The 17,655-nt window shown below is 44.5% G+C and carries 18 protein-coding genes; 11 read left to right on the top strand and 7 right to left on the bottom strand.

Annotation, left to right across the window (positions count from 1 at the left end):
- Positions 1–52 precede the first annotated feature (52 nt).
- From OO016_RS11385 to OO016_RS11375, 3 genes are all read right to left on the bottom strand, one after another.
- Positions 53–835 (bottom strand): carboxypeptidase-like regulatory domain-containing protein, encoded by a 783-nt coding sequence (locus tag OO016_RS11385; protein WP_266013955.1) that lies wholly within the window; start codon positions 833–835, stop codon positions 53–55.
- Positions 836–911: 76 nt separating this feature from the next.
- Complete coding sequence (locus OO016_RS11380; protein ID WP_266013952.1) at positions 912–2,630, bottom strand: DEAD/DEAH box helicase; 1,719 nt, start codon at positions 2,628–2,630, stop codon at positions 912–914.
- A 138-nt stretch (positions 2,631–2,768) separates the two neighbouring features.
- A complete protein-coding gene (locus tag OO016_RS11375) occupies positions 2,769–3,353 on the bottom strand; it encodes a non-canonical purine NTP diphosphatase (RefSeq protein ID WP_266013949.1) in 585 nt (194 codons plus the stop codon).
- Positions 3,354–3,428: 75 nt separating this feature from the next.
- Between OO016_RS11375 and OO016_RS11370 the strand changes: the two genes are divergently transcribed.
- Together OO016_RS11370 and serA are read left to right on the top strand one after the other, a co-directional pair.
- Entirely contained in the window at positions 3,429–3,881 is a 453-nt protein-coding gene (locus tag OO016_RS11370) for a methyltransferase family protein (protein WP_266013946.1), read from the top strand.
- 127 nt (positions 3,882–4,008) lie between these two features.
- On the top strand, positions 4,009–5,892 hold the full coding sequence (serA, locus tag OO016_RS11365) for a phosphoglycerate dehydrogenase (protein WP_266013943.1): 1,884 nt from the start codon (positions 4,009–4,011) through the stop codon (positions 5,890–5,892).
- 9 nt (positions 5,893–5,901) lie between these two features.
- Here the strand turns inward: serA and rlmH are convergent, their stop codons facing one another.
- On the bottom strand, positions 5,902–6,375 hold the full coding sequence (rlmH, locus tag OO016_RS11360; protein WP_266013941.1) for a 23S rRNA (pseudouridine(1915)-N(3))-methyltransferase RlmH: 474 nt from the start codon (positions 6,373–6,375) through the stop codon (positions 5,902–5,904).
- 84 nt (positions 6,376–6,459) lie between these two features.
- On the opposite strand from rlmH, the gene nadC reads away from it, so the two are divergent.
- The 3 genes from nadC to priA all read left to right on the top strand — a co-directional run bounded on the left by nadC (position 6,460) and on the right by priA (position 10,817).
- A complete protein-coding gene (nadC, locus tag OO016_RS11355) occupies positions 6,460–7,317 on the top strand; it encodes a carboxylating nicotinate-nucleotide diphosphorylase (protein WP_266013938.1) in 858 nt (285 codons plus the stop codon).
- Entirely contained in the window at positions 7,318–8,286 is a 969-nt protein-coding gene (locus tag OO016_RS11350; protein WP_266013936.1) for a YihY/virulence factor BrkB family protein, read from the top strand.
- 71 nt (positions 8,287–8,357) lie between these two features.
- Positions 8,358–10,817 (top strand): replication restart helicase PriA, encoded by a 2,460-nt coding sequence (gene priA / locus OO016_RS11345; protein WP_266013933.1) that lies wholly within the window; start codon positions 8,358–8,360, stop codon positions 10,815–10,817.
- Here priA and OO016_RS11340 read toward each other — a convergent pair.
- The gene (locus OO016_RS11340; protein WP_266013931.1) at positions 10,814–11,506 is read right to left on the bottom strand and encodes a LytR/AlgR family response regulator transcription factor; all 693 of its coding nucleotides are present in this window, start codon (positions 11,504–11,506) and stop codon (positions 10,814–10,816) included. The two genes, priA and OO016_RS11340, sit on opposite strands and share 4 nt — an antisense overlap.
- A gap of 237 nt (positions 11,507–11,743) precedes the next feature.
- Between OO016_RS11340 and rpsF the strand changes: the two genes are divergently transcribed.
- The 5 genes from rpsF (at position 11,744) to hisS (ending at position 14,819) form a co-directional block, all read left to right on the top strand.
- Positions 11,744–12,082, top strand: a complete 339-nt coding sequence (rpsF, locus tag OO016_RS11335) for a 30S ribosomal protein S6 (RefSeq protein ID WP_266013929.1) — start codon at positions 11,744–11,746, stop codon at positions 12,080–12,082.
- Positions 12,083–12,087: 5 nt separating this feature from the next.
- Positions 12,088–12,384, top strand: a complete 297-nt coding sequence (gene rpsR, locus OO016_RS11330; protein WP_129604536.1) for a 30S ribosomal protein S18 — start codon at positions 12,088–12,090, stop codon at positions 12,382–12,384.
- Between the two features lie 12 nt (positions 12,385–12,396).
- Positions 12,397–12,849 carry a 50S ribosomal protein L9 gene (gene rplI, locus OO016_RS11325; protein ID WP_266013920.1) on the top strand — a complete coding sequence of 151 codons (453 nt, stop codon included), beginning with the start codon at positions 12,397–12,399 and terminating at the stop codon, positions 12,847–12,849.
- 61 nt (positions 12,850–12,910) lie between these two features.
- Positions 12,911–13,384, top strand: coding sequence for a DUF6495 family protein (locus tag OO016_RS11320; protein ID WP_266013918.1), 474 nt, complete (start codon positions 12,911–12,913; stop codon positions 13,382–13,384).
- 58 nt (positions 13,385–13,442) lie between these two features.
- Positions 13,443–14,819, top strand: a complete 1,377-nt coding sequence (gene hisS, locus OO016_RS11315; RefSeq protein ID WP_266013916.1) for a histidine--tRNA ligase — start codon at positions 13,443–13,445, stop codon at positions 14,817–14,819.
- On the opposite strand, the gene OO016_RS11310 is transcribed toward hisS, so the two are convergent.
- Positions 14,814–15,362 (bottom strand): NUDIX hydrolase, encoded by a 549-nt coding sequence (locus OO016_RS11310; RefSeq protein WP_266013914.1) that lies wholly within the window; start codon positions 15,360–15,362, stop codon positions 14,814–14,816. The two genes, hisS and OO016_RS11310, sit on opposite strands and share 6 nt — an antisense overlap.
- Positions 15,363–15,389: 27 nt before the next feature.
- On the bottom strand, positions 15,390–16,478 hold the full coding sequence (locus OO016_RS11305) for a M42 family metallopeptidase (protein ID WP_266013912.1): 1,089 nt from the start codon (positions 16,476–16,478) through the stop codon (positions 15,390–15,392).
- A 148-nt stretch (positions 16,479–16,626) separates the two neighbouring features.
- Here OO016_RS11305 and OO016_RS11300 point away from each other — a divergent pair, with 148 nt between their 5' ends.
- On the top strand, positions 16,627–17,268 hold the full coding sequence (locus OO016_RS11300) for a DUF4294 domain-containing protein (protein WP_266015486.1): 642 nt from the start codon (positions 16,627–16,629) through the stop codon (positions 17,266–17,268).
- The last annotated feature ends 387 nt before the right edge of the window (positions 17,269–17,655 follow it).

The following is a 17,655-nucleotide window of genomic DNA, read 5'->3' as shown; positions in this document are numbered from 1 at the left end:
CCTTAATTCATGGGGATTGCCTTGGCGATATTTATGATAAGATCACGGAAAATCAATTACCACGGTTGAGTATCCTGTACTCTTCGTAACAGCTGCTTATGGCATCCAGGATTTGAAGATCGTTGGCAGTAGTAATAAAGGATTTGGAATAGTTGCAGTTTGAAAGGATATCGTCTATGTCCACCTTTTCAAGTTGCAGGAGTGCCTGAAGCGTTTCCCTGTCGAATTTGCTGGCCAGCAGGTCGCGGATGTCATCATCTTCCTTCATCTGCCTGAGTTTTCGCATTTGCCTGGGGCGTTTGCCAAACAAATTTCGAAGGAGATCGGCAGGATTCATGATAGCCCCCAGGACCTTGGTAACGGCACTTGGATTTTTATTTCCAGCCTCATAACTGGTGGGAAGGCCAGATATGCTGTACTGGTAGGCTGTATTGATCGGAAGGTTGCGCACGTCTATTTCGAGGTAACCCGTGAGCTGGTATGGGGTAATGATCACTTCTTCCAGGGCATAGGCCAGTTCTGTCAGCGCTATTTTGGTCTCCTGGAATCGAAACATATCATTGGTAACCCGGACCTTCTGTGATTTGAAACCCAGATAGGAGAAGTACAGCGTGTCATTCACTGCTGCAGTTATGGCAAATTCTCCCTTTTTATTGGTAATGGTCCCTACTACCTTGTTGAGGTTGATGACGTGGACGCTTTCCAGCGGGCCACCTGTCTGTGCGTTTAGAACCACTGCCTTTAGCTCTCCTTCCTGCATTTCAGGGGTTTCTTCCTGGGCAAGTACAGGAAGTGCCAAAAACACCATAAACAACAGGAGAAAGTTCTTTTTCATAAGGGATAAATACGCTGTAAAGCTACTAAGAAAACGAAAATTTATCCGATTATACATGCCATTAATATACAATTAACTAAAAGTAACCGGACCTTCGTTTACCTCGGTGCCCTTTTCCTTTTTTGGAGCGAGCAGCTGCCCCTTGTTTTTTTCGAGAATCTGATTTGGTTTTCCCTCCCTTGCTGCGTTTTTTTCTGCGTCCTGAAGATTCCGCGTTGGTCGCAATCTCCGCATTAATGGTCCGCCCGCCTGATTTGTAGTTCCTGAGCACCCCGGTAACCACGTCCTTTATGGAATCATCGGTGTTGAAAAAGGAAAAACTGTCTTTGACATCAACTTTGTAGATATCGTCCCGCTCCAGGTCCAGAGCCTCCTTCAAAAAGTCCTTAAGTGATTTCCAGTCGTATCCGTCACGTTCGCCTATATTGATAAAATACCTTGTACTTCCCTTATCGCCATTAGGTGTGACCTCGGTAGTGTTGAGATCTTTTGATTTGCTGTAATAGGCGTGAAAGCGGGAGAACTCCACCGCAACCATTTTTTTTACGAGGGTTTCCCTGTCCAGCCCCTCTAGCACGTCGTATATTGCCGGCAAATAGGGGTTTATAGCTTCGTCTATTTCTGTATTCTTGATTTTGCTGGCCAGGTGGTAGAGCTGAATTTCACAGATCTCCATCCCTGTGGGTAGTTTTTTTGCCACGAATTTTTGCCCGATTTTCTTCTCGATGGCGGAGATCCTCCGCAATTCACTTCGCGTAAGGATCACCATGGACACACCAGATTTGCCAGCCCTTCCTGTACGACCACTCCTGTGGGTATAAGTCTCAATTTCATCGGGCAGCTGGTAGTTGATTACGTGGGTAATATCTTCCACGTCTATACCCCTTGCTGCCACATCTGTAGCCACCAGCATCTGTATCTGATTTTTCCGGAAGGCTCCCATAACCAGATCGCGCTGATTCTGGCTCAGATCACCGTGCAGTGCCCCGGCATTATAACCATCTTCAATTAATTTTTCTGCTACCCGCTGTGTATCCCTTTTTGTTCTGCAAAAAACCACCGAAAAAATATCGGGATTGGCATCTGCGAGCCTCTTGAGAGCCGGATACCGGTCCCGCCCGGATACGGTGTAATATTCATGCATAACGGTTTGAGCACCCACATTCCGTTCTCCCACGGTAATTTCCACCGGGTTCTGCATGAATTTCTTTGCGATCTGCGCCACTGAATTGGGCATGGTGGCTGAAAAGAGCCAGGTCGACTTTTCTTCTGGCGTCCCGGAGAGAATATCACGAATGTCTTCATAGAAGCCCATATTGAGCATTTCGTCTGCCTCATCAAGGATACAGTAGTCTACCCGGGAAATATTTACCAGGCCCCTGCCGATCATATCTTTAATACGGCCCGGAGTAGCCACGACGATCTGGGCTCCTTTTTTTAACTGCTTAGCTTGTTCATTAATGCTGGCTCCGCCGTATACGGCTACAATATTTAGGCCTGGTACATATTTGGAATAAGCCTGAAGCTCATTGGTTATTTGTAAACACAGTTCACGGGTAGGAGAAAGGATAACCGCCTGGGTAGTCCTGCTTTCCTCTGCGATCTTTTGGATCAGGGGAAAACCAAATGCTGCAGTTTTACCCGTGCCGGTTTGGGCAAGTGCAACTAAATCGGTTTCAGATTCAAGTAGCACAGGAATACATTTGGCCTGGACTTCAGAAGGCTTTTTGAACCCGAGGTCTTCAACTGCCTGCAGGATGGGTTGTTCCAACCCTAAATTTTCGAATTTGTTCATGGATGTTTTTAAGAAGCGTCCTTAATGAATTTCCCCCGGACGACTTTGTTTTAAGTTGGGAAGGGTCCCAAATGGGGTGCAAAGATACTTTTTAATTGCTGTAATCAGCTTTATCTGGCTGATTTCTTTTCACTTATGTCAACCCTGATCCATTTTGCTCAGGAATTTACTAAGCTTTTTTAACGCTTTGCCCCGGTGGCTGATAAGGTTCTTCTCTGCCAGGGTCATTTCGGCAAACGTCCTTGTTTCGCCTTCCGGCAGGAATATGGGATCATAGCCAAAGCCTTTATTTCCCCTGGCTGTTTCAATTATAGTCCCTTCAGCCACTCCCGAGAAAAAATGTGTCCTGCCTTCCAGAATGAGCGCTATTGCCGTCTGGAATCTGGCCGATCTGTTCGATACCCCTTGCAGTTCCTGAAGTAATTTATTCATATTCTGCAGAGGGTCTCTTTCAGGTCCGGCATAACGAGCCGACCATACCCCTGGAGCCCCACCTAGTGCATCGGTCAGCAGGCCCGTATCATCCGCAAAGCAATCTAAGCCATACTTATCCTTTACGTGCTGCGCCTTGGCCAGAGCATTTTCTTCTAAAGTCAAGCCATTTTCGGGAATATCTTCCCTGCATCCTATATCATCCAGGGATACGAGCTCTATATTTTTTGAGAGTAGTCTTTGTACCTCTATGAGTTTACCCTGATTGTGAGTGGCAAAAACGAGTTTCATAATCAAATAAGTGTAAGCGGGAAGATACAATAGCTGGAGTTAAATCGGTATTTTTAGGGGAGTAAAAATAAAAGCATGGAATTAAGGATTCCACCGGTAGTTGTATTTTTTGTATTTGGTGGGCTTATGTGGGCTGTAGCGGCGTTTTTGCCTGTAGGTGATTTTAATTTCTTTGGAAGGATATGGCTCATTGGAGCTTTGTTGCTACTCGCTATGCTTATTGCGTTGATTGCACTGGTACAATTTTTCCTTTCCCAAACCTCCGTTGACCCACTTCACCCGCAGAAAAGCCGAAAACTGGTTACTTCGGGCGTCTACCAGATCTCCAGAAACCCGATGTACCTCTCCCTATTGCTGATCCTGCTTTCCCTGGGCCTCTGGCTGGGAAATGCATTTAATACGCTAACTGCGGCCGCATTCGTGTACTATATGAATGCCTTTCAGATAAAGCCCGAGGAACAGCATCTCCAGAAGATTTTTGGACCGGCGTATAAGCAATACTGTAGTATGGTCCGCCGATGGTTTTAGCATATTCTCATAAATTACGGACATTAATTATCAGCTCATTAATTCTGGAAGGTAAATGATTCTTATCATTCAGGGAGACAGATTTAATTTATAGTTTTGCAGCTTTATCAAGACAGCTTTTATTACGGTGGGAAGAAAATATGTATTCGATTTTGACAGCACCCTGACACAGGTGGAGGCCCTGGATGTGCTTGCAGAAATGACGCTTCAGGGGAGGATCGACAGGGACGATGTTATAGCGCAGATACAGGAAATTACCAATCTGGGCATAGACGGAGATATTTCCTTTACTCAGTCACTGGAAAGTCGCATTAAATTGCTCAAGGCCCATAAGGAGCATCTTAAGCCCCTTGTTGAAGAACTAAGGCAGAAAATTTCCAAGTCCATTGCTTCCAACAAGGAATTCTTTCAAAAGTTTTCCGATGACATCTATGTGATTTCCTGTGGTTTCAAGGAATTTATTGACCCCATAGTGGCCGAATATGATATTCCCTCCGAACGGGTTTACGCCAACACCTTTAAATTCGATGAAGAAGGAAACATTGTTGGATTTGACGAGACCAATGTGCTGGCTACGCATAACGGTAAAATAGAATGCCTCAAAATGCTGGATCTGGAAGGTGAAGTTCAGGTGATCGGTGACGGATACAGTGATTATGTAATGAGGGAGGCCGGTATTGCTCATAAGTTTTTTGCCTACACGGAGAATGTACACCGGGAAAAAGCAGCGAGCAATGCAGACCATGTGGCACCCAACCTGGATGAATTTTTATTTGTTAACGATCTTCCCAGGAACCTGTCCTATCCTAAAAACCGAATCAAGATATTGTTGCTGGAGAATGTACACCCTGTGGCCTTTGACAACCTTTCTGAAGACGGTTTCTCGGTAGAGCTGGTAGACCGGAGCCTTTCTGAAGACGAGCTCATAGAAAGGATAAAAGGAGTCCATGTACTGGGCATTCGATCCAAGACGCAGATTACTCCTAAAGTTCTGGATGCCGCGAACAAGTTGCTGGTGATTGGTGCATTTTGCATAGGTACTACACAAATTGACCTTGATTCCTGCAAAAAACATGGGATTGTAGTATTCAATGCTCCATACAGCAATACCAGATCGGTGGTTGAATTGGCCCTTGGACAAATTATCATGCTAATGCGTTTCATTTTTCCAAGGAATAAGGAACTCCATTCCGGTATCTGGAATAAAACTGCATCCAACTCTCATGAAGTAAGGGGAAAAAACCTGGGTATTGTGGGCTATGGTAATATTGGAAAGCAGTTATCCGTCCTTGCAGAGGCCATGGGCATGCGGGTGTATTACTACGATATTGAAGACCGCCTGGCCCTTGGTAATGCTGTAAAATGCGATACACTTGAAGATTTGTTAAATGTATCCGATGTAGTGTCTCTTCATATTGATGATAACCCGGCTAATAAGAATTTTATTGGGGAACGGGAACTGGCCCAGATGCGTAAAGGGGCATTCCTGATCAATTTATCCAGGGGATTTGTGGTGGACATACCCCACCTTGTTGAGGCATTGAAGACAAAAAAACTGGCTGGTGCCGCTTTTGATGTGTATCCGAAAGAGCCCAGGAAAAACGGGCGTTTTGAGAGTGAGTTACAGCAACTGGACAATGTGATTCTCACACCCCATATTGGCGGTAGCACCGAGGAAGCACAACGCGATATTGCCGACTTTGTTCCTAACAAGATCATGGCGTACATCAATTCAGGGAATACTGTTGATGCGGTTAATTTCCCAAATATCCGCCTCCCCAAACAGGTCAATGCGCACAGGTTTCTTCATATCCATGAGAATGTGCCGGGTATCATGGCGAGGATCAATGAAGTGCTTGCTCAATACGATATGAACATTATAGGGCAGTATCTATCTACGGACAGTGATGTGGGCTATGTTATCACCGACCTGGACAAGGATTACAACAAGCAAGTAATCAAGGACCTCAAGCGCATTGAACACACAATCAAATTCCGTGTGCTATACTAAACCACGGATTTACTGATTGTGGTAGGGTTCATTTCTAAGTATGCTGAATCCCCGGTAAAGCTGCTCTACAAAGAACAGGCGAACCATCTGGTGGGAGAAGGTCATTTTGGAGAGGCTTATTTTGCCCTGTGAGCTGTTGTGAACCTCTTTGTCGAAGCCGTAGGCACCACCCACTACAAAAATAAGTTGTTTGCCTCCCCGATTCATTTGTTCCTGCAGGAATTTGGAAAATTCAACAGAACCGTACTGTTTGCCACGTTCATCCAGGAGGAATACGGTATCGCCATCTCTGAGACGATCCAGAATTAGCAGACCCTCCTTCTGTTTAAGAGTGTTCTCAGGAAGGTTACCGGCCTTTTTGAGGTCAGGAATCACCTCTATTTCAAAAGGGAGATAACGGTTAACGCGCCTGGTGTAGGTATCGATCAGGCCCGCGAGGTCAGCGCTTTGGGTTTTTCCAACAACCAGGAGTTTAATCTTCATATGCCAAAGGTAAAATAATCCCGGCTACAGGATATTCCCGTGGCCTATGTTTTTAGTAATTTAGCGTTACCGTATTATTGCTTCATGATATCCAAGGATCAATTCCAGAAAGAAATAGATATTATCATTGCCAATGCCATTCGTGAGGATGTCGGGGACGGGGATCATAGCTCGCTGGCGTGCATCCCTAAACATGCCCTAGGCAAGGCCAAATTGCTGGTCAAGGACACCGGCGTTATTGCCGGCGTTGATTTTGCCAGGCAGGTATTTGCCTATGTAGACCCGGAAATGAATATGGATGTCCGAATAGCGGATGGTGAAAGGGTAAATTTTGGTGATATAGCCTTTTATGTGAGTGGAAGATCACGTAGCATATTGCTGGCTGAAAGGCTGGTATTGAATGCAATGCAGCGCATGAGTGCTATAGCCACCAAAACAAGGTATTTTGCGGATCTACTCGAAGGCACAGGAACGCAGATCCTCGATACCCGAAAAACAACCCCGGGTATACGTGCCCTGGAGAAATGGGCCGTTAAGATTGGCGGAGGAGAGAACCATCGATTTGCCCTGTATGATATGATCATGTTGAAAGACAACCACATTGATTTCGCGGGGGGTATTCCAGAGGCTATTAAAAAGACTTCGGCATACTTGAAGGAAAATAAAAAAGACCTGAAGATAATTGTTGAGGCGAGAAACCTGGACGAAGTAAAACAGATCCTGGCTGAGGATGGCGTACACCGCATACTGCTCGACAATTTTTCATACGAAGACACTCGAAAAGCGGTGCAGTTAATTGGCAACAATTGCCAGACCGAATCCTCCGGAGGTATTAATGAACATACCATTGCCCAGTACGCTGCTTGTGGGGTAGATTATATTTCTTCCGGAGCCCTGACACATTCGGTTTATAATATGGATCTTAGCCTAAAAGCGGTATAGATGTCCGTAGAGATAGAAGAACGACTCAAAAAAATACCTGTTGTAAATGGCCTGGTCCGTTTTATGAAATCGGTCCGTTTTTCGGCCCTGGAGGGATTGTCCCTTTACGATATCATGGAGATGTATATTATAGGGATCATACAGGGTACCCTCTCGGCAAGGGCCAGTTCTATAGCATTCAGTTTGTTTTTAGCCCTTTTCCCCCTTTTGATTTTTCTAATTACCCTGATTCCATTTGTTATCCCCTTATTGAGTATAGGGAACGAAAATTTTGACGCCCAATTCCTGTTGTTCCTGGAGTCCTTTCTGCCTTCGGCCACCAGTGATTATTTTGGGGAAATCTATCAGCAAATCAAAGGACAGAAAAGGGGAGGACTGCTTTCTTCCACCTTTCTCCTATCCATTTTCCTCATGGCCAATGGCGTTAACGCCATATTCGGTGGATTTGAAACCTCATATCATATTGAGCTCACCCGAAATTTCTTCAAGCAATATTTCTATGCCCTTATGGTAGGGTTGATATTATCCATTTTGCTTATCCTGGGAGCCGTGGCCTATGTTTATGTGGACCTTTATATCCTGGAATACCTGAGTGTGTGGGCGGCTAAGACAAGGGGTTATAATCTTACGGAAAATTACATACTGGGTGCCCGCGTTGGGAAATTCGTTTTCTTTATAGTACTTTCCTACCTTACCACAGCCACCCTGTATTATTTTGGAACAGCAGAAGGCAAACAGGCAAAATTCTTTTCCTACGGTGCCCTGATGACTACCCTGCTCTTTCTTCTGACCTCTTATCTTTTTGGTGTTTATGTGGAGAGAATTGCTCGCTACAATGAATTATACGGTGCACTTGGAGGTTTACTGATCCTCATGGTATATATCTGGCTGAATTCGATTATTCTGCTCCTGGGATTTGAGCTCAATGCTACCCTGAATTACCTCCACAAAAACATCCGTAAGAAATAATATGGGCTTCCCTGAAGTACTTTTGGAACCCACTGAAGGTTCGATAGAACCGCTGTAATTATTCAAGATCAATGGCCAACGCATATTATATAGACGTAATCCTTCCCATTCCTCTGGAACGGGCATTTACCTATGCGGTGACGCCCAGTGAAGCGGATGAATTGCAGCCTGGAATGCGTGTAGCAGTCCCCTTTGGAAAAAACAAGATCTATACAGCACTTGTTTACCGCATCCATCAGAATGCCCCGGAGGTATATGAAGCCAAGCCCCTTCATCAGATACTAGACCAAAATCCGGTTGTTAACGGCTTGCAGTTGAAGCATTGGGAATGGATGGCCTCCTATTACATGTGTACACTTGGGGAAGTGTTCCGGGCGGCTTTACCAGGACCATTTCTGCTGGAGAGTGAGACCCTGATAATCCGGAACCAGGATGTGGAAGTGGCAGAGCAGGAGCTCACAGATAATGAGTTTTTGATCTATGAAGCACTGCAGTACCAGGAAAGTCTCAGAATAAATGACCTCATGGACATCACCGGCAGGAAAACCATTCTCCCTATAATTAACTCTTTGATAAATAAGGGAGTAGTGCTTCTGAAGGAAATATTGGATGAGCAGTACAAACCCAAGATGGTCTGCTATGTGGACCTGCACGAACAGTATTCTTCTGAGGAAGCCCTTTCGGAACTGCTGGATTCCCTGTCCCGTGCCCCGAAGCAGTATCAGGTGATCTTGAAATTGTTTCAGCTCAAAGGCGGTTCAGACAGGCTGCTCAAAGCAAAAGAGTTGCAAAAGGAGAGCGGAGCTTCCGCCAGCATCCTCAAGGCACTGGTAAAAAAAGGTGTATTGTTGGAATCCTGGTTGCGTACAGACCGCGTAAGTTACAAGGGGGATAAACCTCTGCCACCAAAGGCCTTGAATTCCCATCAAAAGGAAGCTTTAAAGGATATTGTGGATCAGTTTGGAGAAGATAAGGTAGTGCTGTTGCACGGGGTTACCTCTTCTGGTAAGACTGAAATTTATGTTAACCTGGTGCAGTCCGCTCTCAGGAAGGGCAAACAAGTACTCTACCTGCTGCCTGAAATAGCCCTTACCACCCAGTTGATAGCCCGCTTACAGCAGTATTTTGGAGATCAGCTTTCAGTTTACCACTCCCGCTACAATGCCCAGGAAAGGGTAGAGGTGTGGAACAATGTACTGCACCAGAAAGTAAAGGCCCAATTGGTGGTAGGTGCGCGTTCGGCCTTATTCCTTCCTTTTCAGGATCTGGGACTGGTTATCGTAGACGAAGAGCATGAGACTTCTTACAAGCAGTTCGATCCGGCTCCCCGGTATCACGCCCGTGATGCGGCTATAGTACTAGGCAAGTTCCATGGAAGTGATATACTACTGGGCTCTGCCACTCCCAGCCTTGAGAGCTTTCACAATGCCAGGACTGGTAAATATGGTTTTGCCAGGATAAGCAGGAGGTATGGTAACGTGCTTATGCCTGAAATTGAATTGGTAGACATAAAGGATAAAATCAGGAGAAAGCGAATGCAGGGGCATTTTTCTGACCGACTTATTCTGGAAATTGAGGAGGCACTGAAGGATAAAGAACAGGTAATTATATTTCAAAACCGAAGAGGTTATGCACCCGTTTTGGAATGCCAGACCTGTGGTCATTGCCCGCAGTGTCCCAATTGCGATGTTAGCCTTACCTACCACCGGACAAGAAATCAATTGCGCTGCCATTATTGTGGCCACAATACAGCTCTGCATACCAGTTGTGAAGCCTGCGGAAGTAACACTTTAGATACAAAGGGGTTTGGCACTGAACAGGTAGAGCAGGAGCTAAAGGAGCTCTTTCCTGAAGCTTGCATTGCAAGGATGGATTTGGATACCACGAGGGGGAAACATGCCTACCGCAATATTATTACATCTTTTGAAGAACAGGAAATTGATATCCTGGTAGGAACTCAGATGGTTACCAAGGGACTGGATTTTAGGCACGTAAAACTGGTAGGTATAATGAATGCGGATGCACTGCTCAACTTTCCGGATTTCCGTGCACATGAAAGAAGCTTTCAACTGCTTACCCAGGTTGCCGGCAGGGCAGGGCGAACTAAGAAAAGGGGAAAGGTTATTGTGCAGTCTTATAATCCTTATCATCAGATTCTGAAGCAAGTGTCTACAGGAGACTATGAGAGCATGTACAGCGAGCAGTTATATGAAAGGGAACAATTCCAGTATCCTCCTACCTACAAGGTTATCAAAATTACCCTGAAGCACAGGGATTTCAACAAGCTAAGTGAGGCTTCAGCCTGGTTTGCACAAGGACTTCGCAACATTTTTCGCTTTCCGGTACTGGGCCCTGAATTTCCACCTGTGGCCAGGATCCGTAACCAGTATTTGAAGAACATACTGATCAAAATACCTCCGTCTTATTCCCTGAGCAAAACAAAAAATGGCATTAAAAGACTGGAACAATCCTTTAATGCCATCGCCCCGTACCGTGGGGTACGAATAATATATAATGTAGATTATTTCTAGAAGTTGTTCAGGGCCTCAGCAAGCTCCGTCTTTTTGTTCCGGCTCAGCGGGATAGAACGACCACTAACCTCTACATTTTTGCTGTTGAATTTTTCGATCTTCTCCAGGTTAACAATGTAGGATTTGTGTATCCTCAGAAACTTTTCGGCCGGAAGTTGCTTCTCAAAGGCCTTCATGGTAGAAAGGATAACGATGTTAGCCTCATCTGTAACTAATTTAATATAGTCTCCGAGGGCCTCAATCCACTTAATGTCATTCAGGATAACTTTGCGCTTTTTCAGATTACTCTTTACGAAAATATGCTCTTCATCCTCGTTAACCTTATGCAACTGCTCATACTTGGTAACCGCCCTCTTAACTGAAGCGTCAAAACGCGCCATGGTAATGGGTTTATGCAGGTAATCGGTTACATCGTAATCAAAGGCTTTAAGTGCATAATCCGGCTTTCCCGTGATAAGAATAACCTGAGGTCTGTTTTCAAGGGATTCGAGCAGATCAAAGCCACTGATAATCGGCATTTCAACGTCCAGGAATATCAGGTCAATTTCATTGTTCTTAATCCCGTTTTTGGCCTCAATAGCATTGCTATAGTCAGCCACCAGGGTTAAGTTAGGATGGTTGTTTACGAGCTTTGCAACTGCCATACGTTGCATAGAGGAGTCATCAACAACGATACTTCTAAGTTTCATAAATGGTTGATTTGTGGGGTTAAATCATCGACAAAATACTGAAAAAACAACTGTTTAGGCAACAAAAGTTGTAAACAATGTTAAATGTCCTTGTACATGGCGATGACCATACTTTTTTACGTTTTAGGTTAAGTTCAGATTTCAAGATTTATATGCATTAACGAAGATTTTTTAGTTTTCTTGTGCTTGCAGCTAATTTTTATTACTTTTGCGCTCCTAAAATTCAATAACATATTTATGAACAATTACGAAACTGTTTTCATTTTAAATCCCGTTCTATCTGATACGCAGATAGAGGAAACAGTAAAGAAATTTGAGGATTTCTTGAAAAAACAAGGCGCCAAGATGGTGGCCAAAGAAAATTGGGGGCTGAAAAAGCTTGCGTATCCCATACAGAACAAAAAGAGTGGTTTTTACCATTTGTTTGAATTCGTTGTTTCTGGAGAGGCAATTGGCCCTTTTGAACAGGAATTCAGGAGAGATGAGCGCGTAATGCGCTTTCTGACTGTTAAGCTAGACAAGCACGCTATAGCCTGGGCGGAGAAACGCAGGGAGAAACTAAACATTAAAGCGTAGTAAAGATGGCAACATTACAACAACAAGCAAAAGGTAAAAAAGATGGTGAGATCCGGTATCTGACCCCGCTCAACATCGAAACCAACAAGCAAAAGAAATATTGCAGGTTTAAAAAGTCCGGTATCAAATATATCGACTACAAGGATCCTGATTTCCTTATGAAGCTGGTCAACGAGCAGGGTAAATTGCTGCCCAGAAGGCTTACCGGTACTTCCCTGAAGTATCAGAGAAAGGTTGCCCAGGCAGTTAAACGAGCCCGTCACCTGGCTTTGATGCCTTATGTAGGAGATTTATTAAAGTAAAAGCGGAGGATCATGGAACTTATATTAAGAGAAGACGTACAGAACCTGGGTTTTAAAGACGACCTGGTTACAGTAAAGAACGGATACGGAAGAAACTACCTGATCCCAAATGGGCTGGCTGTACTGGCTACCCCATCAGCTAAGAAAGTTCTGGCTGAAAACCTGAGGCAAAAAGCCCACAAGGAAAAGGAACTGATAGAAGGTGCCAATAAAACGGCTACTGCCCTCAAGGAGCTGGAAATCAAGATACCTGCCAAGGCCGGTGCCGGAGACAAGTTGTTTGGTTCGGTAACCAATATTGATCTTGCAGCTGCCCTGGAGAGTGTGGGTCACGAGATTGATCGCAAGTTTATTAGTATCAAAGGAGGTTCAATTAAAAGGACAGGACCTTACGAAGCGCAAATCCGACTTCACCGTGAGGTAATTGTGGATTTCCCCTTTGAAGTGGTTGCTGAGAAAAGTTAATAGATTACTTATAATCAGATAAAAGAGCTATGGGGACATAGCTCTTTTTTATTTTTGCCGTATGAAGTACGCAAGGCTTACACAGGAACAATTAGAAGAATTACATGAGGAATTTATTAATTTCCTCGCAACCCAATCCATTACGGCTTCGGAATGGGAAGCCATAAAAACCGAAAAACCGGAAGTGGCCGAGCAGGAGCTGGACGTATTCAGCGACCTGATTTGGGAAGGGGTGCTTAGCCGTGTAGGATACCTGGAAAACATATCAGCCCAGCATATGCATCTGTTCTGCTTAGCCGACAAAGAAATGAAGTTAATTTCGGTAAAGGTCCGCAATCCGGAGATCGACCTTACCACTTCGGAGGGGTTTGCCTGGTTCAAGAAGAACTGGCAGTCGGATTACGTAGATTACCTGACGGCTTCCAAGGCCTATTCCCAGGATCAAAACCAGGATAAGTTTGAGCTGATCAGGCAGGGAGCCGTAATTACCAGGGGTGATTTGTACCGTTGGTTTGATGATATCATAGGTGAATAATCAAGAGCCATAGCCAGAGAAACCTCATTATTTTATCTTTGCAGAAGAATTTAACTCCATGCCACAGAAACCAGCAATTCCCAAAGGCACCCGGGATTTTAGTCCGCGAGAAGTAGCCCGGCGAAATTATATCATAGATACTATAAGGAAGTATTTCCGGATCTATGGCTTTATGCCCATAGAAACTCCTGCAATGGAAAATATGGATACCCTAATGGGCAAATACGGTGAAGAAGGGGACAGGCTGATCTTCAAGATCCTTAATTCCGGTGACTTTATCAGAAAGGTAGACGATTTTACCTATAGCTCCAAGGACTCCAGATCCCTCACTCCGAAAATATCGGACAAGGCCCTGCGATACGATTTAACCGTACCTTTTGCGCGTTATGTGGTAATGCATCAGAATGAGATTGACTTTCCATTCAAGCGTTACCAGATCCAGCCGGTGTGGCGGGCAGACAGGCCACAGAAGGGTCGTTTTCGTGAATTCTATCAATGTGATGCCGATGTTGTTGGGCCCAGATCGCTGTGGCAAGAGGTTGAGTTCATTCAGCTCTACGGAGCTGTATTTTCCGAGTTGAAATTGAATGACGTCCAGATCAAACTCAATAACCGTAAAGTACTCTCAGGCATTGCAGAAGTTATCGGTGCCAAAAACCACCTGGTTGATTTCACAGTTGCCCTGGATAAACTGGATAAGATCGGCAGGGAAGCCGTAATCGCCGAGATGCAGGATAAGGGTATAAAAATGGAAGCCATAGAAAAGGCCAGACCCTTATTTTCACTCAGTGGTAGTGCAATGGAAAAGCTCGACAAATTGGATGATTTCCTCTCCCATAGCGAGATCGGAAAAGAAGGTGTGGAGGAGCTCAGGTTTATTATAACAAGCCTTGATGCTTTGGATAGTCGGGATACCAGGATAGAAATTGATGTCACACTGGCCAGGGGGCTCAACTACTACACTGGCACTATCATGGAAGTAGCACCGCCAGAGGCGGTAGCCATGGGTTCTATTGGAGGTGGTGGCCGCTATGACGATCTAACCGGCATTTTTGGCCTGAAAGACGTCAGTGGGGTAGGTATCTCCTTTGGTTTGGACCGTATCTACCTGGTCCTGGAAGAATTAGGTTTGTTTCCGGAAGAAATAGATCAAACCCTGGATGTTTTGTTTATCAACTTTGGGAATCAGGAAGCATTGCAATCCCTCAAACTAATCAAGAAACTAAGGAATAATGGCATAAAGGCCGATCTGTATCCCCAAAATACCAAGATTCAGAAGCAAATGAAGTATGCCAATAACAGGCAGGTGCCCTATGTGGTGATGATCGGGGAGGAAGAACTCAATCAGGGTCAATTTGTAGTTAAGGACATGGTAAAAGGTACCCAGAAAACCTATCAGTTGCAGGATCCCGATTTATTTATTTCAGAATTATAGCCGCTCTTTTATTGCCTTTATAACCGCCTTGTAATAAGATATGTCATGGGGTACATAGCGCTGGGGGTTTGCCATGCCCCAGACCTCTTCGGCCAGGGTATGCAGCGGTATCAGCTTCAGGGCTTCTACCTCGCTATCCTGTTTCCTGAGTGCAGCTAAAGGCGTATTGAGTTCGCATAGGAAGGAATGGTGGAATTCCCGGTCTATCAGGGTTTTGTGATGTAGCTGTTCCGACTTAAATACACCCAGCAGATGGAGTTCTCCTTTTTCCAGGCTTAAGCCAATCTCTTCCTCTATTTCCCGGATGGCGGCGTCACTTATGGATTCCCCGGAACTTACATGTCCGGCAACGGACACATCCCACAGCATAGGGAAGGTAGGTTTACTACGTCCCCGCTGCTGCAATAAGATGTATCCTTCCCTGGTGTAGAACCAGATATGCACAGTTGGATGAAAAAGGCCTTTGCTGTGGGCTAGAGACTTTGGAACGCTTTCCCCGGTGTACCTTCCCTCGGCATCCATTACGTCTACATACTCCTCCATCTGCCTTGAATCTAAATTGCGATAAGACTAGTCGAAATAGCTAAAAGTCTCTCCCGGCTTAATGGTCAGAAGAGTTTCGTAGATAAGTCGTATAACATTCTCTACATCTTCCCGGTGTACCATTTCCACGGTAGTATGCATATAGCGAAGAGGGAGTGAGATCAGGGCCGATGCTACACCTCCATTACTATAAGCAAAGGCATCAGTATCTGTACCTGTGGCACGGGATGCGGCAAGGCGCTGGAAGGGAATTTCCTTTGCTTCTGCAGTCTCCAGAATACGTTCCCTGAGTTTATTTTGAACTGCCGGTGCGTAAGAAACCACCGGACCAGAACCAATTTCCGTATGACCCTGTTTTTTCTTGTCGATCATAGGCGTTGTGGTATCATGGCAGACGTCAGTAATGATGGCAGCATTGGGTTTGATGCGCTGTGTGATCATCTCTGCGCCTCTGAGGCCGATTTCTTCCTGTACGGAATTGGTAATATACAGTCCAAACGGAAGCTTAACCTTGTTCTCGTGCAAAAGCCGTGCAACCTCGGCGATCATAAATCCACCAGCGCGATTGTCAATAGCCCTGCAAACAAATTTATTACCGTTCAGTATCTGAAATTCATCCGGGTAGGTAATGACACAGCCTACATGTACGCCTAACGCTTCGACTTCTTTTTTGTCTTTGGCGCCTACATCGATAAAAATATTGTCCAGTTTTGGGGGTTCTTCCTTACTGCGATCCCGTGTGTGGATTGCCGGCCAGCCAAATATACCCTTTACAATACCCTTTTTGGTGTGAATATTAACCCATTTGGATGGGGCAATCTGGTGGTCACTTCCTCCATTTCTGATTACATAGATTATGCCATCATCGGTTATATAATTGACGTACCAGGAAATTTCATCGGAATGACCTTCGATAACCACCTTGTACTCGGCTTCCGGATTGATTACCCCTACTGCTGTTCCATAGGTGTCTGTAATAAAAGTATCTACATAAGGCTTCAGGTAATCCATCCAGATTTTTTGGCCCTCCCATTCATATCCGGTAGGGGATGCATTGTTGAGGTATCGTTCAAAGAAATCCAGGGATTTATCAGTAATAATATTCTTATTGCTCATACGTTTTTTCTTTAGCTACAAACTTAAGAATATTCACTTTTATTTAGTACAGGCTTTGTTGCTTTATGTTTAATTTTGAAACATTATGATCAAGCATTTGCCAATGGGCAGGAATTGGATTTTTGCAATCATCTTTTGTGTTCCCCTGATGCTTTTCAGTCAGGTAGCAGATCAGCCATTGGATTCGGTTACTGAGCGGCTGATCATTGTAGAGGGTGATTCCATATTTCGAACTTCCATTGCCCTTGATGAGGTATATCTGTTTAGTAAACTGGAATTTGGAAGTTACCAGGAAAAATTGCGCTATTATATCCTCCGGAGGAAAACTTTAAAGGTTTATCCTTATGCAAAGCTTGCATCCGAAAGACTGGTGAGCCTTAATGAGCGTTTGGAAAACATAAATTCCAAACGCAAGCGGAAAAAGTATACGAGGCTCGTGCAGAAATATATTGAGGGGGAGTTTTCAGAAGAATTAAAAAAACTTACGCGCACTGAGGGTCAGATCCTGGTCAAGCTTATCTACCGCCAGACGGGCACCACGGCTTTTGATCTGGTAAAGGAGCTGAGGAGCGGATGGCGCGCCTTTTGGTACAATACCACAGCCAAGATGTTCAAGATTAATATCAAGGAGGAGTTCCATCCTGAACTTGTGGAGGAGGACTATCTTATTGAAGATATATTACAGCGCGCTTTCGCGGCCAACAGGCTGGAGCGACAGAAGAGCGTGCTGGACTATGATTACGCCACGCTTACGAATAAATGGGCCAGGAGCAACAAGCAAAAAAAATAGTTGCAGGAGTCTTTAAAATCACTTATCTTTAGTAGCCTTTTTTTGTTGCTTTTTTAAGTAATAATCTCTTTTAGAGAAGGTTAATTTTTTGGGGCTTAAAAAAATCTTAAAAATACCCGATAATTTATTTTTAATTAAAAAAAGTCCTCTATATTTGCACCCGCTTTACGGATGAGATGATTGAATGAGGGATAAGATCTGTGGGGTAAGAATATCAAAAGTTCATTGAAATATTGGCAGAGACAAGCGTTTTTTCGTTAGCCATTTATGGTTGATGAGAAGAAGTACAAATTAGAATTATTTCCAAAACAATGAGGAGATACGGGACAGGATCTTGGATTCGGGTTCGTTAGTGATTATTATGATTTAACGATGAAGAGTTTGATC

Origin of the sequence: Lentiprolixibacter aurantiacus, assembly GCF_026241225.1 — a bacterium.
GTDB classification, from domain to species: domain Bacteria; phylum Bacteroidota; class Bacteroidia; order Flavobacteriales; family Flavobacteriaceae; genus Lentiprolixibacter; species Lentiprolixibacter aurantiacus.
The sequence above is the reverse complement of the archived record's forward strand: the minus strand, read 5'-3'. Positions and strand labels throughout refer to the sequence as shown.